19 protein-coding genes are annotated in these 24,080 nt (G+C 42.9%); 8 read left to right on the top strand and 11 right to left on the bottom strand.

The window, feature by feature from the left end; translation table 11 throughout:
- Positions 1-9: 9 nt before the first annotated feature.
- Positions 10-1,896 (bottom strand): GGDEF domain-containing protein, encoded by a 1,887-nt coding sequence (locus tag ALT761_RS07280; RefSeq protein WP_129737628.1) that lies wholly within the window; start codon positions 1,894-1,896, stop codon positions 10-12.
- Between the two features lie 543 nt (positions 1,897-2,439).
- On the opposite strand from ALT761_RS07280, the gene ALT761_RS07285 reads away from it, so the two are divergent.
- Positions 2,440-3,795, top strand: coding sequence for a diguanylate cyclase (locus tag ALT761_RS07285; RefSeq protein ID WP_232043557.1), 1,356 nt, complete (start codon positions 2,440-2,442; stop codon positions 3,793-3,795).
- Between the two features lie 118 nt (positions 3,796-3,913).
- Here ALT761_RS07285 and ALT761_RS07290 read toward each other — a convergent pair whose 3' ends face one another.
- Genes ALT761_RS07290 through xdhA form a run of 7 tightly spaced genes read right to left on the bottom strand, consistent with a single transcriptional unit; the run spans position 3,914 to position 11,960 of the window.
- Positions 3,914-5,131, bottom strand: coding sequence for a urate hydroxylase PuuD (locus tag ALT761_RS07290; protein WP_129737632.1), 1,218 nt, complete (start codon positions 5,129-5,131; stop codon positions 3,914-3,916).
- Positions 5,118-6,434 (bottom strand): guanine deaminase, encoded by a 1,317-nt coding sequence (gene guaD, locus ALT761_RS07295; RefSeq protein WP_129737634.1) that lies wholly within the window; start codon positions 6,432-6,434, stop codon positions 5,118-5,120. Before guaD ends, ALT761_RS07290 begins: the two co-directional genes overlap by 14 nt.
- Before the next feature lie 5 nt (positions 6,435-6,439).
- Entirely contained in the window at positions 6,440-6,760 is a 321-nt protein-coding gene (uraH, locus tag ALT761_RS07300) for a hydroxyisourate hydrolase (protein ID WP_126873641.1), read from the bottom strand.
- Complete coding sequence (uraD, locus tag ALT761_RS07305) at positions 6,760-7,278, bottom strand: 2-oxo-4-hydroxy-4-carboxy-5-ureidoimidazoline decarboxylase (RefSeq protein WP_129737636.1); 519 nt, start codon at positions 7,276-7,278, stop codon at positions 6,760-6,762. The genes uraH and uraD overlap by 1 nt, the downstream gene beginning before the upstream one ends.
- A complete protein-coding gene (xdhC, locus tag ALT761_RS07310; protein WP_129737638.1) occupies positions 7,275-8,159 on the bottom strand; it encodes a xanthine dehydrogenase accessory protein XdhC in 885 nt (294 codons plus the stop codon). Before xdhC ends, uraD begins: the two co-directional genes overlap by 4 nt.
- Positions 8,156-10,492 (bottom strand): xanthine dehydrogenase molybdopterin binding subunit, encoded by a 2,337-nt coding sequence (gene xdhB / locus ALT761_RS07315; RefSeq protein ID WP_129737640.1) that lies wholly within the window; start codon positions 10,490-10,492, stop codon positions 8,156-8,158. Before xdhB ends, xdhC begins: the two co-directional genes overlap by 4 nt.
- Positions 10,485-11,960 carry a xanthine dehydrogenase small subunit gene (xdhA, locus tag ALT761_RS07320; protein ID WP_129737642.1) on the bottom strand — a complete coding sequence of 492 codons (1,476 nt, stop codon included), beginning with the start codon at positions 11,958-11,960 and terminating at the stop codon, positions 10,485-10,487. The genes xdhB and xdhA overlap by 8 nt, the downstream gene beginning before the upstream one ends.
- A gap of 309 nt (positions 11,961-12,269) precedes the next feature.
- On the opposite strand from xdhA, the gene ALT761_RS07325 reads away from it, so the two are divergent.
- The 3 genes from ALT761_RS07325 to ALT761_RS07335 are packed head-to-tail and all read left to right on the top strand — an operon-like array spanning position 12,270 to position 14,163.
- Entirely contained in the window at positions 12,270-12,938 is a 669-nt protein-coding gene (locus tag ALT761_RS07325; RefSeq protein ID WP_129737644.1) for a TetR family transcriptional regulator C-terminal domain-containing protein, read from the top strand.
- Entirely contained in the window at positions 12,928-13,854 is a 927-nt protein-coding gene (puuE, locus tag ALT761_RS07330) for an allantoinase PuuE (protein WP_129737646.1), read from the top strand. Before ALT761_RS07325 ends, puuE begins: the two co-directional genes overlap by 11 nt.
- A gap of 51 nt (positions 13,855-13,905) precedes the next feature.
- Positions 13,906-14,163, top strand: a complete 258-nt coding sequence (locus ALT761_RS07335) for a hypothetical protein (RefSeq protein ID WP_013784618.1) — start codon at positions 13,906-13,908, stop codon at positions 14,161-14,163.
- Between the two features lie 123 nt (positions 14,164-14,286).
- On the opposite strand, the gene ALT761_RS07340 is transcribed toward ALT761_RS07335, so the two are convergent.
- Positions 14,287-15,618: an NCS2 family permease gene (locus ALT761_RS07340; protein WP_013784617.1), complete on the bottom strand. Its 1,332-nt coding sequence runs from the start codon at positions 15,616-15,618 to the stop codon at positions 14,287-14,289.
- Between the two features lie 288 nt (positions 15,619-15,906).
- Between ALT761_RS07340 and ALT761_RS07345 the strand changes: the two genes are divergently transcribed.
- Complete coding sequence (locus ALT761_RS07345; protein ID WP_013784616.1) at positions 15,907-16,911, top strand: adenosine deaminase; 1,005 nt, start codon at positions 15,907-15,909, stop codon at positions 16,909-16,911.
- 26 nt (positions 16,912-16,937) lie between these two features.
- Here ALT761_RS07345 and ALT761_RS07350 read toward each other — a convergent pair whose 3' ends face one another.
- The gene (locus ALT761_RS07350; RefSeq protein ID WP_129737648.1) at positions 16,938-17,288 is read right to left on the bottom strand and encodes an Hpt domain-containing protein; all 351 of its coding nucleotides are present in this window, start codon (positions 17,286-17,288) and stop codon (positions 16,938-16,940) included.
- A gap of 353 nt (positions 17,289-17,641) precedes the next feature.
- Here ALT761_RS07350 and ALT761_RS07355 point away from each other — a divergent pair, with 353 nt between their 5' ends.
- From ALT761_RS07355 to ALT761_RS07365, 3 genes are all read left to right on the top strand, one after another.
- Entirely contained in the window at positions 17,642-19,750 is a 2,109-nt protein-coding gene (locus ALT761_RS07355; protein ID WP_129737650.1) for a GGDEF/EAL domain-containing response regulator, read from the top strand.
- Between the two features lie 126 nt (positions 19,751-19,876).
- Complete coding sequence (locus tag ALT761_RS07360; RefSeq protein ID WP_129737652.1) at positions 19,877-20,794, top strand: GGDEF domain-containing response regulator; 918 nt, start codon at positions 19,877-19,879, stop codon at positions 20,792-20,794.
- Positions 20,795-20,938: 144 nt separating this feature from the next.
- Positions 20,939-22,951, top strand: a complete 2,013-nt coding sequence (locus ALT761_RS07365; RefSeq protein WP_129737654.1) for a hybrid sensor histidine kinase/response regulator — start codon at positions 20,939-20,941, stop codon at positions 22,949-22,951.
- Between the two features lie 44 nt (positions 22,952-22,995).
- Here ALT761_RS07365 and ALT761_RS07370 read toward each other — a convergent pair whose 3' ends face one another.
- A complete protein-coding gene (locus ALT761_RS07370) occupies positions 22,996-24,078 on the bottom strand; it encodes a purine nucleoside permease (protein WP_129737656.1) in 1,083 nt (360 codons plus the stop codon).
- Positions 24,079-24,080: the final 2 nt, after the last annotated feature.

Below are 24,080 nucleotides of genomic sequence, written 5' to 3' on the forward strand. Positions count from 1 at the left end.
TTCTTATATTCAATTTATTATCACCTGATTTCTACCGTTTTCTTTTGCCTGATATAGCGCATTATCGGCATGCTTAATTAATGTATCTAATGATTTGTTAGATTTATTCCCAAGCGATACCCCAACGCTAAACGTCATGCTTAAATCTTCCTCAAGAGCATCAATGTTGTTGCAGTATTTTTGATACGTTGCAGCTAGCTGCTCAAACATCTGGTGAACTACAATTTCGTCCGATGAATTTAAAATGAATAACCATTCCTCGCCGCCGTAACGGCCAAAATCATCATGTTTAGACAGTGTCTCTTTTGCAGCATTTGCAAAAGCAATCAACACTAAATCACCCACATCATGTCCATACTCGTCGTTAATTTTTTTAAAGTAATCTAAATCAACAATAGCGACTGTTATGTTTTGTTGCGCTAGTTTGGTGTTGGCAGTAGCGAGTATTCCCCGACGATTAAGACAGTTTGCTAGGTGATCTGTTGATGCCATACGATGATATTTTTTACGTTGGCGTGATTGTCTGTAAACTAAAAGCAAAGCGACCAGAACTAAAATAAAAGCAATAGTAGCACTTAAGCGCCATATGATTTTTTGCTGATATTCCTCTTTAGCTTGAAGATTACTAATATCTTTTTGGTATTCTAACTTACGAATTGTGTCTTCTTTTTCTTTTACTTCAAACTTTACTTGTAAGGCTTTAATGTTGCTTTCGCTGGTGGCATCGAAGTGTTTTTTAGTATAGAAAAGCTTTTTTTCTATGGCATCAAATGCTTCATCCGTAAGATTTAGCTTTCGCTTTAATTCGTATCTTTCACCAAAAAACTCCGCTTTATAAATACTACGGCTAAATTTATCTATGATGAGAAAAACGTCATCATTTATTTGATTAGCTTGCTCTAATGCATCTTGTTTAATATATATGTTGCTTAACAAAATCATCGAAGCAAGTTGCATATCATTAATGCCCGCTGACTGAGCCAGTTTTATATTTTCCTGTGCTATGACTAAGGCTGCGTCGTAATTTCCTTGAAGATATTGAATGTTTGCAATTGAATACTGCGCAAAAGTCAGCCCCTTTTTCATATTTACTTTTTTGAAATAGGCTAAAGCCTTATTTAAATAAACTAGGGCATTTGAGGTATCGTCGCTTTCAAGAAGTATATTCCCTAAACTCCAATATGCTTTAGAAGTAAAAAGGCCATCATTCGTGCTTTCGAATGTGCTTACCGCTTTCTTCGCATAATGTATCGCTTTTTCTTTATCGTTAAGGTAGTTGTAAGCATCAGCTATCTTTCGGTAAAAATAGCCCTGTGATGCTATGTCACTGCTTTTCATCGCTAATTCAAGCCCTTCAAGGGCCGCGTTTAGCGTTTTTCTTAACGCATCCGTGTCAGTATAGTAGTAAGCTAAAGCGCGAAAAATAATGATTTTTTCATTCACTGAGTGTTGCGAGATTTGCGCTTCTAATTTTTTAGAAAGTTCTTTTGCAGGTTTGAGATCGTCTAATCTGGTTAAAGACTTCAGTTTTGTCTCTAAAAAAAGTAGATAAATATCATTTCGTTTTAACAGTTCTTTATGATTTAAATAGTGTGATAAATGAACCGTTAATTCGTCGTACTTTTCTTGTCTAAAGAGGAGTTCAGAATACAGGGCTGCAGCTTCTAGATGAAGATCCTCCCAACCTTGCTCTTTGCTTATTTTAAAGGCACTTTTTAGTTTCTCTTTATAGAGCAGGTAATCAAGCTTGTATTGCCTAATATCCTTAATAATGCTGCGTGTACTTTCACGATCGGGAGCGTCTAAAAATGGATTTGAAGCGCTCTCGGATGCAAAGCCACTTTGAGTCACACACATAAAGAATAAGATCGTCAAAGCGTTAAGCCAACCGGCCATAAAAATTCCTTTTTCCTGCACATTCTTATCGATAATTACTATTTTTAAATCAGTATAGGTTTGTTGCTTCCAACACTATAGCATCCACGAAAAATTTAATGGCTCATGCATACGAATTTATACTGACTTAATTGATAAAATTTAAAAAGATATGGTTTGCATCATGGTTGTAAAATTACATACCTAGTTTGCTATGCGAACACTGTGTGCAGCATATTTTTCCATTCTTCAGGTATCACGTTTATTGTTTATATCCAGTTTGCCAACTCGGCTTTCTTTTCAAGAAAGCTTTAATGTTATGTCTAAACCTGCCGATTTTAAAAAATGGTTAATAAAAGTTCACGCTTACGTGATTTAAAAATCTTCGGCGTTAGCCTTTGACATTTTTGCTTTTTGACATGAAGGTCCAGAGGGCGATACAGCGGGTATGCTTTGTTTCGTTAACAATGCATCATAATTAAACGCAATTTGAAAATGTTGCTACACTTAAATTTTACATTTAATTTCTAGCGTAGTGGGTAGTGAATGGATAATGCGGGGCTAATGAGAGAAAAGGATATTTTCGAAAAAACATTTGAACAATGTGGCGTAGGATTAGCGCATGTTAGCCCGCATGGTGACCTTATCCGTGTGAACAGTAAGCTAAGTGGTTTTTTAGGATATGATAGCGCGACACTTGTTAAAATGTCGTTTCAAAGCATTACAGAAGCTTCACACGTTCAAGAGGATTTATACCTTCTTCACCAAGTGCTTCGCGGCGAAATAGACACTTACAGCATAGAAAAAAAATACATTCATGCTAAAGGTCATCACGTTTGGGCAAAATTAACGGTTTCTTTGGTTCGTGATGAAAGCGGAGAGCCTGATTATTTTATCTCGGTCGTCGAAGATATCGATGATAAGAAACGCATTGAATCAGAGCTATATAAAGCAGAGGCGCTTTTCAGCAAGATAGTCGCTGCTTTTTCTGCGCATTCTTTTGTTTGGGTTGCGAACCCAGAACTCACCCGCCTTCATTACATTAACGAAGGTTATCGCAACATTTACGGGCGTGATGAATATGAATTGCATGCTAAGCCCGATGCGTTTTTATCCTATGTGCATAAAGACGATCGTTTGCTTGTAGATAAGGTATACAAAGCGAAGCCGCTAGAAAGTTGGGACTTACAATATCGCATAAAAAATAGTAGCGGAGAAATAAGGTACATTCACGATAGGGGCATGCCACTATTTGACGAGAACGAACAACAGGTACTGGTGGTAGGCACCGCTGACGATGTTTCTCATGAAAAAGAGCAACAGCAAGCATTGTTAGAAGCAATATCTAAACTTGAGTACCTCTCTAAAACAGATCCACTCACTGGCATTTCAAATAGACGAGAAATGTTCATCCAACTAGATAGAGAAATACAACGAATGAACCGCGGTCAGAAACCGTCAACGCTTGTATTTATCGACCTAAACGACTTCAAAAGTATCAATGACACCTTTGGCCATAAAGCCGGAGATAGAGCATTGGTGGGTTTTTCAGACATTATGAAAAATACCCTGCGAGAAACCGACCGTTTTGCTCGCTTAGGCGGCGATGAATTTGTTGTGCTTTTATTTGGTTCAGATGACGCCGATGCCGAGGTGTTTTTTGAACGCTTAGCAGAAACCTCATTCGATATTGAATTTGGCCGTGAGTTTGACAGTGAATTAGCAGATTCCGACGCTAACCAAGACAGTCGCGTGAATAGTGGAAGTGATGGTATCACTACCACCGGAACCTCTCTGTCTTTTAGCTTGGGGTGGCATACGTGGGATGCGAATATTGTGACGGCACAAAACTGGGTAGATGCCGCTGATGAAGCCATGTATAAACAAAAACGCCAGCACAAAAGGCATGCTGACGTTTAGAGATAGGTTGAAACATTTTTTTATTCTAAACTAATCCAATTACGCTAAACCTCTTAACTTAGAAGCAGTGAAGGTATGCGATAACATGAAGGGCAATGCTACATTGCCCCATCAGGTGTTAGTTTTCTCTTTTGGCATGCGTAGTAGCAAACCACGTCGCTATTTCGGCTCGCTCTTCCTCTGTCATGCCGGTTTTATTTAAAAACGGCATGTCTTTGGTCACGGTAGTGCGTCTTACTAACTGAGGCGCATACCGCGTGATATCTTCCCAGCTATCTAACACCACACCTAATGGCGCAACTTTAAAAATTTCATCGGTAGGGGTGCGTGAATGACAGCCTACACAATGGGTATTCACAAGCTCGGCCACGCGTTCATCAGTTACCACGGCTACACTTTCATTTTCAGTACCCGCTACCTCAACATTCGCTGGCGTTTTCGGCCACGAAACCCATAACGCAATGGCAAGCATAGCAACAGCACCTGTGACTAATATCGATGGTTTAGTTTTGCCAACATGACGTAGGTTGAAGAAGTGACGAATCCATGCGGCAGCCGCCATTAGCGCAATAAGCACTAACCAATTTTGCTCGTGTTGATAAGTCATAGGGTAATGGTTTGAAATCATGATGAACAATAACGGCAAGGTGAAGTAGTTATTGTGCATGGAACGCAATTTAGCGCCCGCGCCCCATTGAGGGTCGATACTTTCTTTCGCTTGTACTGCAGCAACCATTTTACGTTGGTTGGGCATAATGTTGAAAAACACATTACCCACCATAATGGTGCCGATTAATGCCCCAACATGAATGTAAGCGCCGCGACCACTAAACCATTGTGTTGAAAGGTAAGTGACTACACAAATAAGCGTAACCAAACATAACGCAAAAACAATAGGATATTTAGCTAGCGGGCTTCTACAGGCAAATTCGTAAATGGCTATGCCGCCAAAAATAAGCCCTAAACCTAACGAAATAGCAGTAGTAGGCGACATATTATTAACTTGAGGGTCAATCAAGTATGCCGAAGCGCCAAAGTAATACACAATAATGAGTAGCGCAAAGCCTGATAGCCAAGTGGTATAAGCTTCCCATTTAAACCAGTGTAGGGTTTCAGGCATTTTTTCTGGGCCATAAGCATATTTGGCTACTTCATAAAAGCCGCCGCCATGTATCGCCCATAAGTCGCCTTTTATGCCTTTATCTTCTTTCCACTTAGGTGGGGTGCGCAAATTATTGTCTAACCAGACAAAATAGAACGACGCACCAATCCACGCCACACCGGCAATTACGTGAAACCAGCGTACAAATAAGCTTATCCAATCAAGCCATGGCATAGTGTGTTTCCTTCTTATTATAACAACATTGACCGCTTATCCAGGTTTCTGCAATAGCGCGATCATCACCCAAAATACTGAGTGCAAAAAAGACATCGTCAAATTCTGCATTGGGCTTAATTCGTAATTCCATAAGTTCATCGTAACGGGGCGTTACAATAATGAAGTCGGCAACCGTATCAGGGTTTAGGTTTCCAATTTCGTCATCGAGTTTGTGTGCTACCGCAGCCCCTTGGGTCATCAAGTAAAACCCTTCAATAGGATCGATAGGCGCGTGGCGCAATTGGCTAACCTTATAGGCATCGCCGTAGGTTTTTAGCATACTAAAGCTCGTACCTGCGCCTACATCGGTAGCTAATGCAACATGCACATTATTGGCTCGTGCGGTTTGCAAATCAAACAATCCGCTCCCCAAGAATAGGTTTGATGTGGGGCAAAACGCCAATGTAGCGTCTGCTTCACCTAAGCGCTGCCATTCTTCGCTAGAAAGGTGAATACCATGACCGAACACCGCGCGTGGGCGCACTAAATTGTACTTATCGTAAACATCTAAATAGCCAGATGCTTTCGGGAATAAAGATTTCACCCATGCAATTTCATCTACATTTTCAGACAAATGGGTTTGCACAAAGACATCTTTGTATTGGGTTGCCAGTTCACCTAAAGCGGCCAATTGCGCCTCTGAGCTAGTCGGCGCAAACCTTGGGGTTATTGCATAGCGATTTCGGCCTGTGTTGTGCCATTTTTCTATTAATACAGCACTGTCTTTTTGGGCGGTTTCTGGACAATCTTGTAAGTCTGCAGGGCAGTTTCTGTCCATACACACTTTACCTGCCACAATAGCCATGTCTATTTCGCTGGCGGCACTGAATAAGGCGTTACAACATCCTTGGTGTACCGATGAAAAAACGAAGCCAGTGGTCGTGCCGTTTTTCAACAACTGTTGCAAAAACACCTTGGCAATCTTTTGGGCATGTTCCACGTTAGCAAACTGTTTTTCGGTAGGAAATGTATAGTTTTCAAGCCAACTTAATAATTGCTCGCCATAGCTAGCAATACTTTCAGTTTGCGGGTAGTGCAAGTGGCTGTCGATTAACCCAGGTAAAATCCAGCTGTCTTTATGATCATGTAACAATGCATTGGGGTACTGCTCACGCATGCTAGAAAACGAGCCAGTGGCGATAATTTTTTTACCCTCTATTACCAAGCCGCCATCGTGAATAACGACAATATCATCGGCAAACGTGGATGACGCAGTATTAGGCGTTGGAAAGTGTGCAATATTCGCACGAAAAAGCTGCATTATAATTAGCTGCCTCTGTAACTGCTAAAACCAAAAGGAGAGATAAGCAAAGGCACATGGTAATGGCCGCCGTCGCTTTCAAGTTCAAACGCAATATCAATATGAGGGTAAAAACTCTTGCCATGTGTAGCAATTAAGTAGTCATGGCTATGAAAACGCAGTGTATACACACCTGCTTCAAACTTCTGACCCCATTGATTGAAACGTCCATCGTTATCGGTTTTACCAGTAAGTACGTCGCCATTAGGCAAGGTAAGGGTAAGCGCAATGCCTTCAACGGGTTTGCCCGATGTAGTATCTAATACATGACTTGATAAGGTATTCATTAATTTTCGTCCTTGGCAGTTAACGCTTTGTCTATGCGCAACAGGGTAATTTTAATTTGTTCTTGGGCGGCGGTGCGAATTTCTTCATCGGTGCTGTTCGGTAATCGCGTTTGCAAGGCGTTAAGCATCGCGTCGGCCGAAAGCCCAGTGGCACAAATGATGAAAATAAAACCATGCTTATAAAGATACGCTTGATTCGCTTCTTTTAATGTAAGCAGCGTCGCTTCTGATGCACTGGCTGTGCCTGATTGCTCTCCGCTGGCAATAGTTTTCGTGTTGGCAAACTTTTTACGCAACGAATCAACATCGCCAATCATTGGATGGGCGGTGAATGCCTCTAAAAAGTCGTCTTTGCCGCATTTTGACCAAGCGGTTTTCGCATATTCTTTTACATGGTTAACGGTGTCAAAAGGGCGGCCGTTAACCATGCTATATATCCACGACTGTGCTGCACAGGTTTGTTGAAACCAATCGCTAGCATCGCTGGCCGATAGGGTATTAAGTTCGTTTAAGGTCATACATTATGTTCCTTAGTGTTAAATCTATCGGCGTTAGTAACAGCAGTGTCTTGATTATTGTCTTCACTGGCGTGTAAACGCTGAATAATTTGGGAAGCAATAGATACCGCCACTTCAATAGGACGCTTGCCGGGTATTGAAGTATCGCCAATGGGGGTTGCTAAGCGAGCTAAGTCACTTTCATTAAAACCGCGATGTTCCAATTTAGTGATAAAACGCTTGGCTTTGGTTTGTGAACCAATAAGGCCAACAAAGGGCAACGCAGGGTATTTTAATGCTTGCTCGGTAATGCGGTAATCGAGCTGATGATCGTGAGTTAATATTACTAACCAGGTGTTTTCTTCCAGCCCACGCACTTCAGTCTCTGGCGCTTCTTCTACCACCATTTTTACGTTAGCTGGTAGCGGGTGGCTGAACAAATCTTCACGGCTATCAATCCATGATATACGTAGGGGAAGCTGAGCTAGAATAGGTACTAAAGCTTTTGCCACATGGCCTGCACCGAAAATAGCGATGTGCTGCGCATGGCGATTGCACACTTCAAACAATACTTTAACAGCGCCGCCACAGCATTGGCCTAGCTTACTGCTAAGAGGGTATGAGCGTATTTCGGTGCTAGCATTATTTTTACCACGAGTACCTTCACCACAAGTACCTTCACCACGAGTACCGCCACTTAGCATCTTACGAGCTGTTTTGATTGCATCGAACTCTAAATGCCCGCCGCCAATGGTATCTATGCTTTGTGCATCGGTAACCACCATTTTGCTACCGGCTTCACGGGGGGTAGAGCCAGCAATACTAATGACAGTCACAATAACGTAGGGCGCACCGTCTTGTTGACACTGCGCTACCGCTTCATACCAGGTACTCGCTTTCATTGCTGTTCCTGTTGCAACTTCATTACAGCATTCAGTACACGCTCTGGCGTGGCGGGTGTATCTAGTTGCGGGTCTTGGGTGTAGCCAGAAATACTTGAAATGGCATCTTTCAAAGCACACCATACTGAAATTGCTAGCATAAATGGCGGTTCACCTACCGCTTTTGAATGGTAAATACTGTCCTCAGCGTTCTCTCTGCCAAAAAGTTTTACATCAAAATGTTTAGGGGTATCGCCTATAGCAGGAATTTTATAGGTGGCCATGTTTTCACTGGTTAAACGACCATCGTTATTCCACACCAGTTCTTCTGTGGTTAGCCACCCCATGCCTTGGATAAAGGCACCTTCTATTTGGCCAATATCAATAGCAGGGTTCAAGCTATTCCCCACATCATGAAGTACGTCTACTTTATCAACGCAATATTCACCACTTAGGGTATCAACAGATACTTCACTTACCGACACGCCATAAGAGAAATAGAAAAACGGACGGCCGTCGCCTGTTTCGCGATTGTAATGCAGTTTAGGGGTTTTATAGAAGCCATTGGCCGATAAAGGTACGCGGTCAAAATACGCTACCTGAACTAAATCGCTAAACGCTTTTTGGTGTTCATCTAGTACCAAGTTACCTGCAGTAAACTGCACCTTTTCAGCTTGCTCTGGCATACCTAGCTCGGTAGCAAAACACAGTGCTAAGCGTTCCTTCAACGTAATACAAGCATTTTGCACCGCTTTACCGTTTAGGTCTGTACCGCTCGACGCCGCCGTTGGTGATGTGTTTGGTACTTTATCGGTGCGGGTGGCTGTTACTTCTATCATGTCCATAGACACACCAAATTCATTCGCCGCAATTTGAGCTATTTTGGTGTGCAAGCCTTGGCCCATTTCTGTGCCGCCATGATTCACTTGAATGCTACCGTCGGTATAAATATGTACCAGCGCGCCCGCTTGGTTCAAATGCTTTGCGGTAAAGGAAATACCAAACTTAACCGGAGTCAGAGCTAGGCCTTTCTTAATGACAGGGCTATTGCGGTTAAAGTCGGTAATCGCGTCTCTGCGTGCCCAATAATCGGCGTCTTTTTCTAGCTTTGCGATCATTTCTGGCAGTAGGTTGTGCTCTACTTCCATGCCATAAGGGGTAGTGGTGCCAGTTTCTGGCCCGTACAAATTTTGTTTACGTACGGTAAGTGGGTCTACTTCTAGCTTGCGTGCCATGGCATCCATCATGGCTTCAGCCATGATCATACCTTGCGGCCCGCCAAAACCACGGTACGCCGTGTGCGATACCATGTTAGTTTGCAAGCGGTGACCTACAATGTTGCTTGCACCTAAAAAGTAACCGTTATCGGCATGAAACATGGCTCTATCTACAATAGCGTCAGACAAGTCAGGTGAATGCCCACAATTACCGTTTATATCTACTTTTGTGGCAACAATTTTACCGTTTTCGTTAAAGCCAACCTCAAAGCTATTATCGAAAGGATGGCGCTTGCCTGTCACGTGCATATCAGTGCTGCGAGGTAAACGACACTTCACTGCACACTGATTGCGAGAAGCTAACAAAGACGCTAAACACGCCCACTGAGCGGCTTGGGTTTCTTTACCGCCAAAACCGCCACCCATGCGGCGCATATCTACCATCACATGATGCAGCTTGATATCGAGTACTTCAGCCACTAGCTTTTGCACTTCACTAGGATGTTGGCTTGAGGTATATACCTTCATGCGACCATCTTCATCGGGAATGGCAAGCGACACTTGCCCTTCAAGGTACATATGCTCTTGGCCGCCAATAGAAAGATGGCCTTTACAGGTTAAAGGTGCAGTCGCAAGTTGAGTATCAGCATCACCTTGGCCAAACCTGTGAGTAGGGCGCACAAAGCGTTCATGTTTATGCGCTTCTTCGGTGGTAAATACCGCGGCGGTAGGAATAACCTTAATAGTGCCTTTTAGTGCCGCTTTACGGGCTAAATGTACCGAGGTAGCAAGCACTGCAAAATAGGGCTGACCGTAGAATTTAATTTCGCCATTAGCGAGAAGGGGGTCGCCTTCAAAAACCGGCCCAATATCTTTATGGCCAGGAACATCGTCGATGGTAATAACATCGACCACACCTTCACTTGCACGTACGGCAGATAAATCCATAGATTCAATAATGCCCGCCGCGCACACGCTGGTCCCTACCGCGGCGTAAAGCGTGCCTTGCGGCTCTACCAAATCGTCAATATATTTCGCGCTTCCTTGAACCTGTCTGGCAGCACTTTCATGCTTTACCGACGTATGAACAACCTGTGTTGAGGCTGAATCTTTCGCGCTATCGATAAGCTTACGCATGTTGCACCACCCGAGTTTCAATCTTGTTTTTTGCGTGGCTGCTTGTACCACTGGCTGATTGGCTAGTGTTTTGATGCTCTAGCCAGAATCGATGCCATAAATTAGCCAGTACGGTTTTACGGTATTCTGCACTCGCTCTCACATCATCTATTGGGGAAAATGCTTCGCTTAAAATTTGTTTACCAATACTCAAGCATTCGCTACTTGCCCATTGTTTGCCTTTTAATGCGCTATTCAATGCTTCGCAACTAGCAGGGGTTGCGGCAACACCACCAAACCCAGTGCTAACGTGTTCAACTTTACCGTCATTCAAGGTTACGTTGAACACGGCACACACGGCAGAAATATCATCTTCCATGCGCTTTGAAATTTTATACGCGGCGACTAATTCATTGGCCGTCAGGTAAGGTATTTCAATGGCAGACAGCCATTCGCCTTTTTCTAGCGCCGTTTGGCGATAGCCAGTAAAAAACTCACTCACAGGTATAGCGCGAGTTTGTGTACCATTATCAATATGCAGCACGGCCTTTAAGGCTAGCAATACAGGCGGCATATCGCCAATAGGCGAAGCGTTTGCCACGTTACCGCCCAAGGTGGCTTGGTTACGTATTGGCAACGAAGCAAAGCGGGTGATTAATTCTGCTAATTGAGGAAAGTGCCCTAACAAAGGTTGCGTCAAATCACTCAACGGCGTAGTTGCACCAAACGTGATCGAATGTTCGTTTGTAGTGCAGCCATTTAGTGATTTCACGCCACTTAAACTAATTAGTGTGTTCACATCTTTCAGTTGTTGAGTAAACATCAAGCTCAAATCGGTGCTGCCTGCCACTAAAAGTGCATCTGGGTGTTGAGCGATAGCATTGGCCAATGCAGTGCGAGAATCTGGAACAAGTAAATTGTTAGTGCCCAGTACGGGTGTACCGGCTAGTTCCTTCAACGCACTTAGCGTGGAAGGCTCATTACGAACGAATGTGTCATCAGGTGTATTACCACATACCGATAATGCAGCATCAATAATTGGGCGATAGCCGGTACAACGACAAAGGTTGCCCGATAACGCATGCAGAACTTCGTCGCGATTTGGCGTGCCATCTTGATGATACAAAGCAAACATAGACATGATAAACCCTGGCGTACAAAAGCCGCACTGCGAACCATGAAAGTCGATAAGTGCTTGTTGTACTGGATGTAATGTGTTGTCTTGAGTTAAATGCTCTACCGCAATAAGTTGTTTGCCATGTACAGCCGACATCAAGGTAATACAACTGTTTACCGTGCGGTAATGTAACCCATCGAACTGTGGGTTAGGCTCGGCAATCACTACGGTACATGCACCGCAATCGCCTGCTGCACAACCCTCTTTAGTACCGGTAAGTTTTCTGTGCTCGCGCAAGAATTGAAGTAACGTCAGGTCAGCCCGGGTATCGTCCAATTCAACGAGTTGTTGATTAATAAGAAAGCGAATCATACCCGCACCTCATCACTATTTTCATTGATATATCCATTAATATAACGGTATTCTTGATAGAAAAGTAGACCATTTGGTCAAATAATTGCTTTAAAAAAAAGGCTTCCCTGAGAATAGCCCCTAATTTGGTAAGCAAAACTGCATACTTGTTGGTGTAATACAGGCAAGAATCGTGCAAGGTTGAACATAGAGAACACAAAGTTAAGTAGGGGTAACGGTATAGTGATTACGTTTTCTATTTTACGCTAAAACCGTGATAACGTAATACAAACGGATGCCAGACGTGTAGTGAAGGATAAAAAAATAACGATGACCAAATTAAGAGACACGGACGCAGGCGTAGGTGCCACAAACAAAAGAAACATTCTGCAAGCCGCGGAAAAATGTTTTGCCCAGTTTGGATTCAAGGGCACTGCGGTTCAAAAAATTGCAGATGAAGCGAACCTGCCTAAAACCAATGTGCTTTATTATTTTAAAACGAAGCAAGAATTGTATGTGGCAGTGCTAGAAGAAACATTGTCGTTGTGGAATTCCCATTTCGACAGAGCCACTGTAGATGACGATCCTGCTGAAGTGTTAGCGGCGTACATTACAGAAAAAATGGAAGTATCTCGTACCCATCCACAAGCTTCTAAAATCTTCGCGATGGAAATTATTAACGGTGCGCAGAACTTAACCGGTTATTTTGACGAAGAACATGCCAAATGGATGGAAGGGCGATTAGCACTTATCGACCAATGGATTGAAGTAGGTAAACTCCCTCAGCTTGATGGTGAATATTTACTTTACACCATTTGGGCTAGCACCCAGCATTATGCCGACTTCTCCGCTCAAATTACTCGTCTTCGTGGCCGTAAAATGATTAAAGCTGATTTTGAAACGGCCACACGCCAATTAATTCAATTGGTGCTAGGTGGGTGCAACCTGCCAGTGCCAAGTCGTTATATTGAGAATATTGAGAATATTGATGTCGAATAATTCCCATAGTTACCCTCGCGACCTTATTGGTTACGGGGCTGATGTACCTAAGGCCAATTGGCCGAACGGCGCTAAAATTGCGCTCCAGTTTGTTTTAAATTATGAAGAAGGTGGTGAGAACTGCGTACTTCATGGTGATGAGCACTCCGAAACTTTTTTATCTGAAATTATTGGTGCACAAGCATTTAATGATAGGCACCTTAGTATGGAGTCTATTTATGAATACGGGAGTCGTGCGGGATTCTGGCGACTTCATCGTTTGCTCACCAGCTACAATATTCCGGTAACGGTTTTTGGTGTCACTATGGCCATGCAACGTCACCCAGATGCCGTGCAAGCCATGTTAGATGCTAAATGGGAAATTGCCAGCCACGCTATGCGTTGGGTTCATTATCAAGATATGGACGAAGAGAGCGAACGAAAAGAAATAGACGACGCTATCATGTTGCATGAGCAACTTACTGGTAAGAAACCGGTTGGCTGGTACACGGGGCGAACCAGCCCTAATACGCTCAAATTGATTGCTGAGCGTGATGACATTCTCTACTGCGCCGACTCTTATGCCGACGATTTGCCTTATTTTGATAACCATTACAGCAAACCTCTTTTAATGGTGCCTTATACGCTAGATACCAATGATATGCGTTTTGCTGCCCCACAAGGTTTTAACAGTGGCGAGCAGTTCTTTCAATATCTTAAAGATGCGTTCGATGTGTTGTACGACGAGGGCAGCGAAGCACCTAAGATGCTGTCGATAGGCATGCATTGCCGTATTTTAGGGCGCCCAGCGAGAATGGCGGCGTTAAAACGTTTTATTGAATATGTGCAATCTCATGACAAAGTGTGGCTTGCTACCCGTGAAGACATTGCCCGACATTGGCTAGCCGAACATCCTTTAGTTGAAAAATCCCAGTAAAGTGTAAAGCTATAAGAAGCAAGCTACGCTATATAAAGTGGAGATATAAAAATGAAAGTAAAAATTGCCTTATGTTTATTAACTGCGCTCGTATTAACGGGCTGTTCGAAGCTAAATAAAGAGAACTACGACAAATTAAAAATGGGTATGTCTCAAGATGAAGTCTCATCGGTAATCGGGGCGGCAGATAATTGCTCAAAAACCATGGGCGCAGTATCTTGCGTTTGGGGTAACGAAGAAGCGAAGCATGTAAAGATAGTCTTTATGGGCGATAAAGCCGTTACCTTTAGCTACGATGGTTTAGAGTAGGGTTAGCAAGCTCAATCTATATGAACTATATAATCTAACGAGCCTGAATAGATTACCCAAAGCATAAAAAAACGGTGAAGATTATCTTCACCGTTTTTTTTGTTAAGCATAGGCTGGCGCTTGCTATTTTAAGTCAAATATATAGCGCAGTATAAACACACCCGCTAACACGTAGGTTAACCCACTAACTTCTTTGAATTTACCGGTTCCCATCTTAATGCCAACGTAGGTAATGAAACCTAGTGCAATACCTTCACTAATACTGAACGTGAGCGGCATAGCTAATAGCGCAACGGTTGCGGTAGCAAGAGCACCTAAATCGTCGAAATCTATCTGGCGAATGGCTTCCATCATTAGAATGCCTACCATGATAAGCGCTGGAGTAGTCGCCATCAAAGGAATGACTTTCATTAAAGGGGTAAGGAATAAGGCAAAAATAAAACACAGTGCAACCACTACAGCGGTTAATCCTGTTCTACCACCTGCAGACGCCCCAGTAGCAGATTCTACGTAACTGGTTACTGGTGATGTACCAATAAATGCACCTACCACACTGGCAGACGCATCGGCGGTCATGGCAGGGCCAATTTTAGGCAATCTTCCGTTTTTATCGAGCAAGTTCGCACGGCGAGAAACACCGATTAACGTACCTATAGTGTCGAACATATTCACAAACATTAGCGCAAATATTAAATCCCAAGTTTCAGCGATATGATCAATTGGGTACCAAAAGTCCATTGCCATAAAGGTATTCGAAATAGGTTCTGGTAAGCCAATAATGGCTTCTGGCGTTGCGGTTAACATGCCATTCTCGGTTGGCACGAAGGCACCAATTACGGTGAGCAACACAATAGATATAAGAATGCCTCCGGTAACCTTTTTCACTACCATCACAATAGTAAAAATAATACCAAGTAGCGCAAGCATTACCGCAGGGTCAGATAAATCACCAAGACCCACAAAGGTAGCCGGATTGTCTACAACCAGCCCCGCATTTTTAAGGCCAATAAAGGCAATAAATAACCCTATGCCGCATTGCACACCAATTTTGAGGGCCGGGGGAATAGACTCAGCAACTTTAGTCCTCACCCCAGTTAAGGACAGAATTAAAAAGAGAATACCGTTCCAAAATACTATGCCAAGGGCCGCTTCCCAGGGAATCTCTCGAGATAAACAAATAGTAAAAGCAAAAAAAGCGTTTAAACCCATACCTGGCGCAAGCGCAATGGGGTAGTTAGTCATAAACGCCATCAATAAAGTGCCCAAACAGGCAGCTAGCGCGGTTACCGTTATTAACCCTTCGATAGGCATGCCACTTAAACCAAGGATCCCAGGGTTTACCACTAAGATGTACGACATGGCGGCAAAAGTGGTTAGCCCCGCTACCACTTCTGTTTTTATTGTGGTTCCATGCGCCTGAAGCTTAAAAAGGCGCTCTAATACGTTATTAGACATGTAGATTTCTCTATGCGTTGAGTCATTTATCATTATTTGTTGTTGCATGAAGCAAAAACTTGACCACTTAGTCAGTTTGTTGGTGCGTTTTGTGCTACGGTAAACATAGCCAGAATACGCAAAGTCAGTGTTACGCCAGTGAAATTAACTAATAAAGGTTTTAAAAACCGCGTATTTCACATTGGAAGCGTTATAAAAACGCCTGACTAAATCAACGCTAGAAAAGAAGTTGCGCACTAATTAAGATCAAATTGCATCAAAATGGTGCGCTTCTAACTGTGAGGGGCCATGTCGCTATCAACAATAATTCAAAAACTCCCGAAGGCTGAACTGCACTTGCATATAGAAGGCAGCCTAACACCTGAGCTTATGTGGCACCTGGCAAGTAAACATAGTATCACGTTGCCATATAAAAGCATTGAAGAGATAGCTGCTGCCTATCAATTTACTAATTTGCAAAGCTTCCTCGACATATACTATGCCGGTGCGGGCGTGCTCATTGATGAAGATGATTTTTACGCGTTAATGTGGGCGTATTTCACCCGCTGTCATGAAGATAACGTGGTTCACACTGAAATCATGTTCGACCCGCAAACCCATACCGCAAGAGGTATAGGATTTGATGTGTTCATGCCAGGTTTTTTACGGGCCATGAAAGATGCACAAAAGCAGTACGGTATTTCTAGTTACTTAATTATGTCTTTCTTAAGGCATTTACCAGAAAGCGACGCGTTCGCCACACTTGAAGCTGCAAAACCCTATTATAGTGTTATAGATGCGGTGGGTTTAGACAGTTCTGAACTGGGTCATCCACCATCTAAATTTGAACGGGTATTTCGAGAAGCGCGAGCTCTTGGGTTTAAAATAGTCGCGCATGCAGGTGAAGAGGGGCCGCCAGAATATATTTGGGAAGCATTAGACTTGCTCAACGTTGACCGAATTGATCATGGCGTAAGGTGCCAGGAAGACGAGAAGTTAATGGCTTACATAAACGCCAATCAAATTCCTCTTACCGTGTGTCCATTAAGTAATCTGAAATTGTGTGTGGTAGATGACTTAGCCAAACACAATATATTATCGCTACTCGATGAGGGTTTAATGGTTACTGTGAATTCGGACGATCCTACGTATTTTGGTGGGTTTTTGAATGATAACTATATAGCCCTGTGTGATGCGTTGCCTGTAACCGAAGCACACGTGAAGCAACTTGCTATTAATAGTTTTGCGGCTAGCTTTTTACCGGATGACATTAAACAACAACACATTGCGCATATACATTCGTTAACACGCTAAAATGATAAGCCGCTCATCTCATCTTTCTAGGCGTGGGCGGCAGCCATTTCTGATTTGGTGGCGTCGATTACTGACGCCAACGCGCAAACGTTTACTTCAATTTCATTCCAATCACCTGATGCCGACAATATTTCGATGGATGAGGCTTTCTGGCGCAATGCCTCGGCGCCCACATCACCCGATACACCTTTAATAGCATGGCTGGTAAAGCGAACGTCTTCTAAATTTCTATTTGAAACCGCTGTAGTAAGCGTTAAGTGTTTTTCATCGATTTGATCAATGAACATTTCAACAACACGTTTTAAAAGCGCGTGGTTTCCTGCTAAGCGTTGCAGTGCTTTTTCACGTTGCCAAAGCGACGTACTTTCAAAACTCATAAGTTATTTTTGCCTTGTAAACCAAGTGTGTAGTGAGAACATTTACTGTAGAACGAAAACTGTATACCAAAAAAATTTAAATGTGAACCCAGTTCTAGCAAGGTTTTGGCTGTTTTAATGAAGACAGACTTAAGTATTTCTTTATCGCTCTTGTGGCACTTATCGTATAACAACGACTTCTCAGTCGCGCTTTACGACATAATCGGTACTGTAAATGCATCTGCAATTACAATCAGCAAGAACAATGCCGATAACATAAGTGCAGTTGTATGTAGACTAAAGACTAATAACGAAATGTATAGCGTGGCCGATACTTACATAGAGAAAAAAGTAAATAAGGAAAAACGATAGCTATGGATATGCGAGCGCAAAAAGTGCTTATTGTTGATGACGAACCCGTTAATATCGTCATTATAGAATCTGCTGTAAGTAGTTTAGCGAACGTAATTAGCACCAGCAACAGCGTAGAAGCCCTTCATCTCATTGAAATTCATAAACCTGATTTAATTATTCTTGATATTAGTATGCCTAAGCGCTCAGGGTTCGACATCTGTAGAGCGGTTAAGGCTGATATGAGCTTGCGAGATATACCGATACTTTTTGTGACGTCTTTTACCGACAGTCAGAACGAGCGAAAAGCACTCGAATTGGGTGCAATTGATTTTATTGCTAAGCCTATCGATATCGAAATTTGTAGGATGCGGGTAAAAAATCACCTTTTAATACAACGTCAAAAATCACAGTTATCTATTTACAACGAAAGAATTCTTGAAGAAAAAGAACAATTAAACATTACGCTTAATGCTATCGCTGATGGCGTTATTGCCACCGACGCAGAAGGCGTTGTGACTTTCATTAACCCAGTAGCTCAGCGCTTAACTGGCTTTAATGAATTTCAGGCGTGCGGGCGAATGGTTGATGAAATTATGGATTTACGAGACGCCACGACTAATGCCGGAATGATTAACCCTGCGCTATATACCATGAAGGTTAAGCGGCCGGTTTCTATGGCGTTCAACGTAAAATTAATCAGCAAGCAAGGTAAAGAGTGCAGGGTAGAAGATACCGCTTCACCGATATTAGACACACAAGGGAGAGTTAAAGGGTCAGTCGTTGTATTCCAAGATGTGTCTGAATCGGTGGCGATGGCCGTTCAAATGACCCATGTCGCTAATCACGATCAACTTACTGGCTTACCTAATCGGGTGTTATTGCACGACAAAATTGTTCAGTCTATTAATCGCACCGACAAAGCGCAGCATAGTGTCGCTTTGTTACTTATAGACATTGATAATTTCAAATATTTGAACGATGCGCTAGGCCACAAAGTCGGCGACTCCATTATTCTATCTGTATCGAAACGTCTTCAACATGCATGCGGTTCGACAGCAACGTTAGCAAGGGTGGGCGGTGATGAGTTTGCTTGTTTATTAACCCATGAAGATAGTGGGTTAAGTGCAGATGAAGTCGCAATGAGCTGTTTACAAAGTGCAAGAGAGCCTATTCATATTGATGGGAAGCATCACCAACTTAGTTTAAGTATTGGTATAAGTTTGTTTCCTCAAGATGCTGCTAGTGCAGAAGAAATGATGCGTCACTCAGACACGGCCATGTATCGCGCGAAAGCCACAGGTAAAGATAAATTCAGCTTCTTCTCAAAAGATTTGAAACTTGCCATGCGCAAGCGGGTTGAAACCGAAATAAAGCTTCGCACAGCGCTCGATAACAACAGCCTGACGGTATTTTTCCAACCTAAATATGATTTGAATTTGAATAAAGTCGTTGGCGCGGAAAGTCTAGTTAGGTTAATAGATGAAGATGGCAACATAACGCCACCAGATGAATTCATTCCTTTGTCTGAAGAAACAGGGTTGATACATCGGTTAGGTAAGCAAGTTTTGGTCAAAAGTTGTGAGTTTATTGCTAAATGTGTTGAAGCGAATGAACCGTTTAAAATTGCGGTAAACGTGTCAGCGCAGCAAATAGCGAACCCTTACTTTGCAAAAGAGGTTGAGGAAGTCATTGTGTCGACCGGAATCGATCCGGGGCTATTAGAATTAGAGGTAACGGAGTCTGCTTTGATGGCTGATTTCGATCAAACGCGAAACGTATTACTAGCGCTTTCCTCGTTAGGGCTCTCGTTAGCACTAGATGACTTTGGCACCGGCTACTCAAGCTTGTCTTACTTACGTCAGTTTCCTTTAAACGTACTTAAGATTGATCGATCTTTTATAAAAGACATGGATACCGAACCCCAAGCGCTTGATATAGTGACGGCTATTGTTCGTCTCGGTAATTGCCTTAACATGGTCTTAGTGGCAGAGGGGCTTGAAACCGAATTGCAGTTTCACTCGCTTAGGCAGTTAGGCTGTGAATATGGTCAAGGCTACTACATGTGTAAACCGGTATCAGAAGATGAATTTACTGAACGATTTTTGAATCAGGCGTCTATAATGACGTAATAGCAAAGCTTAAAAACTTGAAAAGATGGCAGTTTGTCTTTTTAGGCTTAATATCTTTTAAGTAATGCTGTACTATCAATTTATGCTTTTTTCCCTTCATTCTCTTAAGACAGTCCTGTTAAATTTATGCAGTTAGAACTAAAACCATACTCGGCATGCAAGGTACTCGTGGTCGATGATGAGCCTATTAGCAGAATGCTGCTTACTTCTATACTTGAGCCTTTTGTTAACTGTATTTCTGCGTCAAACGGTGAAGAGGCTATTGACCAATGTTTGATGCACAAGCCTGATCTCATTCTATTAGATATGAATATGCCGGATGTCGATGGCCTTACTGTTTGTCGTACGTTAAAAGACAATGCTGATACCGCCCAGATACCTGTTGTCTTTGTCACCTCTACGATTGATGTCGAAACTGAAAATATGTGTTGGGAAGTGGGAGCCTCTGATTTTGTGTTGAAGCCGGTTACCGCTTCTACACTGGTTCACCGCATAAAAAACCACTTACAAGGTAAGCTACGCACAGAGCTGCTTGAAAGAATGACGTTTCACGATCAGTTAACGGGCTTATACAACCGGCTGTACTTAAGTAATGAAATTCCATTATTAGTAAAACAAGTGGCTCGTGACCATAGCTCGCTCGGCGTCATCATGATGGATATCGATTTTTTTAAGCTGTACAACGATAACTATGGCCACCTTCAAGGTGATATCTGCCTTCAACAAGTAGCAGCCATTATTGGGGGGCATGCGCGCCGTCCCAAAGATGCAGCCATTCGATTTGGCGGTGAAGAGTTTATGCTGGTATTGCCGTATACCGACATGAACGGGGTTAAGAAAGTTGCTGAAGACATTGTGGCTGCAATAAGAAGTGAGAATATCACGCATTATGCGGGCAAGGATGGAAAGCTAAGTATTAGCGCTGGCTATGCTGTAAGGTCTGCTAATGAATTGCAAGACACCGGCATATCTACACTTATCGAATCAGCTGATATTTTCCTTTTTGAAGCCAAAGAAGCTGGGCGTAATCGCGCAATAGGTTAATCGGCTTCTCCCTTAGAATAATAGCCTATTGTTTAATTTTTTTTCTTTTCTAAAACCACTATTATTGCCTTAATGGAGCAGTGTAAAAGCTGTAGTAGCTCCTCTCTCCCTTAGAGGGCTTCTTGATTTTAATGGCGGTTTGCTATGTCTCAACAATTCGATAGTAAAGAACAGTACCCTATTTCCGTTTCATCAACGGTACTTAACTTTGAAAAAGTACTTAAATCTGGTTGTGACATATTATCCATGCAGCAAGGCTTACTCTTGCACGTTACGGGTGAGCATATAGACGTTATCGCTAAAGCCGCCGCCTCTCTAGCGCCTAATAAATACCTACTACCCCCTTTTCCTGTTGATATTGACTCACTTCCTTCCAGTCAGTTAGAAAGCTGCACTGAGGTTAAACTATGGGCAAAGCAAAATTTATCGGCGGAAGACTTTATTATTGGCCGTATTCACCGTGTTGGTCACTACCACGTTGTGTTAATACTGGTAAACAGCATAGAAGATATCGATTTTTCCTACGATAGAGAAAAGTTATCGTTGCTCGATAACTGGCTGGAAAGCGTTTTACAAAAAGAACGTGGAGCCGACGACAATTCACTTAAACATGCCGAGTTATTTGAAAAACTACAGTCAGTGGCAAATATTGGTGTGTGGGAAGTTGATATCGTTGGAAATGCGCTTTTCTGGTCTTCTCAAACCCGCGTTATCCATGAAGTGCCTCAAAACTACGCCCCAGAGCTTGGCTCTGCTATCGAGTTTTATAAAGAGGGTGCAGATCGTGATGAAATAACAAGGTTAGTTAATCACGGTATAGAAACTGGCGAACCATGGAGCGTTACCTTGCAGATCATAACTGCAAAGGGAAACCATATGTGGGTAGAAAATCACGGTATGGCTGAAATGTATGAAGGCCAATGTGTTCGGCTTTTCGGTACGTTTCAAAATGTTGATAAGGCAGTAAAGCTTCGCCTGGAACTTGAAGCAAGACAGAAAGAAGTAGAAGCGGCCTTTAAAGAACGGGGTAACTTGTTATCTCGTATCAGTCACGAACTAAGAACGCCGCTTAATGGTATTACGGGCATGTTACAGGCCATAAAGTTTGAGCAGCGAGTGAATATTCGAGAGCGAAAAACTGATTTGGCGCTGAAAAGCGCCGACCGTTTATTGATGCTTATAGACGATGTTTTAGACTACACAGAAATTTCCAGTGGTGAGCTTGTACTGAAGAAAAATGACTTCTGCGTGCGGGCAATGGCAGAAGAATTAATTGATGTATTTAAACCCTTGTGCAAAGAAAAAGGCCTTCGGTTATTCGCGGTTCTCTCGTTCCCTGAAAATACCTATATAAATGGTGATGCCAATCGAATAGGACAGATCATCTCCAAACTATTACACAACGCCATTAAGTTTACGTCCCGAGGGCATATTTCTATACACTTAACACTTAAAGAAGCGTTCAATGTACCTAATTTGCTAATTTCCATAGAAGACACTGGTGAAGGAATGGATCAGGCAACGAAAGCTTCGTTATTCACTCCTTTTATACAAGGGAAAAATCAATCGGCCATTAAAGGCAGTGGAACAGGGTTAGGACTGTCTATCGTAAAGCAGTTAGTTGATACAATGGATGGCGAGATAGATTTCCGCTCTGAAATGCATGTAGGTACTAACTTTGATATTGTGCTTCCTGTCACCCTGACGGATGTTAAGCAGGGGCTGCTTGACCACGATGATGCTTTATCATCAAGTTTACTCACTATTCCATTATCTATTCTGGTGGTGGACGATAATGACATTAACCGCATTGTGCTTGCTTCCATGTTGGAAAAATACAACTTTATTGCCGATGAAGCTGAAGACGGTGAAGTGGCAATACAAAAGGCCAGAGAAAAAGACTACGATCTTATCTTCATGGATTGTGCAATGCCGGTGCTCGATGGTGTATCTGCCACAAAAATCATACTTGAAGAAGGGTTGATACGCAGTCAAGGTAGTATCGTAGCAGTAACGGCTAATACGTCTGAAGAAGACAGAGAAGCATGTAAAGAGGCGGGAATGTCAGCGTTTTTGTGTAAACCCGTCGATCAACGCAATGTTACGTTAGAACTTAAGAAAGTACTGCTTAGTAAGTCATTTGCAATACATCAGTGACAGCGGAAGCCCGCTGTCACAAATGGCTTGTAATTGCAGTTTTACTACTGCTTAACAGGTAATTCGTTTTTAACCGTATCCCAGTTTGTCGTAATTTCCTCAATCACCACCGACCCTACAGCATAGGCAGCCTCTACAGCAGACTGAAGTGCCGCGTAGCCTTCGCCAGAGCTTTCTAGTTCTAAGTTCTTAGCTGCCGTTAGCCCTGCTGGCTGCATAGTAAAGTTACTGGCAGTGCGAAGAATAAGAACACGGTCTTTATCAACCAAGTTAGCATTGTCTAGGTAAGTAAGCGCTTGTAGTGTGGCTGAATCTTCCATGCCTGAAGTCACAAAGTTACCCTTGCTTTGCGTCCAATAGCCCACCCAATCGTTTGCCCAGTCATTAAGTAATTTGCCGTGCCAGAATGTAGATGCCGATAAATGTGACCCCGTCATAACCGCTGGAGCAGAAAGCGCATTAGGGAATCCCGTATAAGTCGCTCGCAGTTTATCCATAGCAGGGGTATTAGGTAGCGCAGTATCTTTAGTAAGATTAAACGCCCAATCTCTTAAACTCGCATTTAAAATATAAACTTCACCGTTAGGGGCTTTTTCTGGATTTACCGATGCTGCGTTAGCATAAGGAGAGTGGGTGAAAAGCGGGAAGTAGCCCGTTTTCCAGTCACCTGGAATTTCACGTGCATCAATTTGATGGGCAAGGTCGCCGTCAACTACATAGTCAGTCCATACCGCAGAACCAATAGTGCCGTCAGCAGGATCCATACCTGCAATGCCGGCTACAAGCCAATAAGCATGCGTTAAGTCAAATCTAGGATCTAAGCCGAGTGCCATAATAGCGGCTGATGCGCGAGCGATACCCATACCCGTTACAATACCTAATACACCAGTTTCTTCATTAACAAAAATATCATGGTGAGCATGGGGCAGGGCATAGCGGGTTGAAAGCTTTTGGCCTTTTTTCCAAAGTTGGAACTCACCAGGTTTGTCGCCTTCGTCTTCACCAATTTCAAACATGGCAACCACAACGGCTTTTATCTCGATGGGGGAAGTGTCGGTTGTGTCAGCGCAGTGCCCAGCAGAAGCAAAGAAAGAAAGGGCGAGAATAGCATTAGCAAAATAGCGCATTA

The sequence above is a fragment of the Alteromonas sp. 76-1 genome (genome assembly GCF_900654235.1).
GTDB lineage: Bacteria > Pseudomonadota > Gammaproteobacteria > Enterobacterales > Alteromonadaceae > Alteromonas > Alteromonas naphthalenivorans.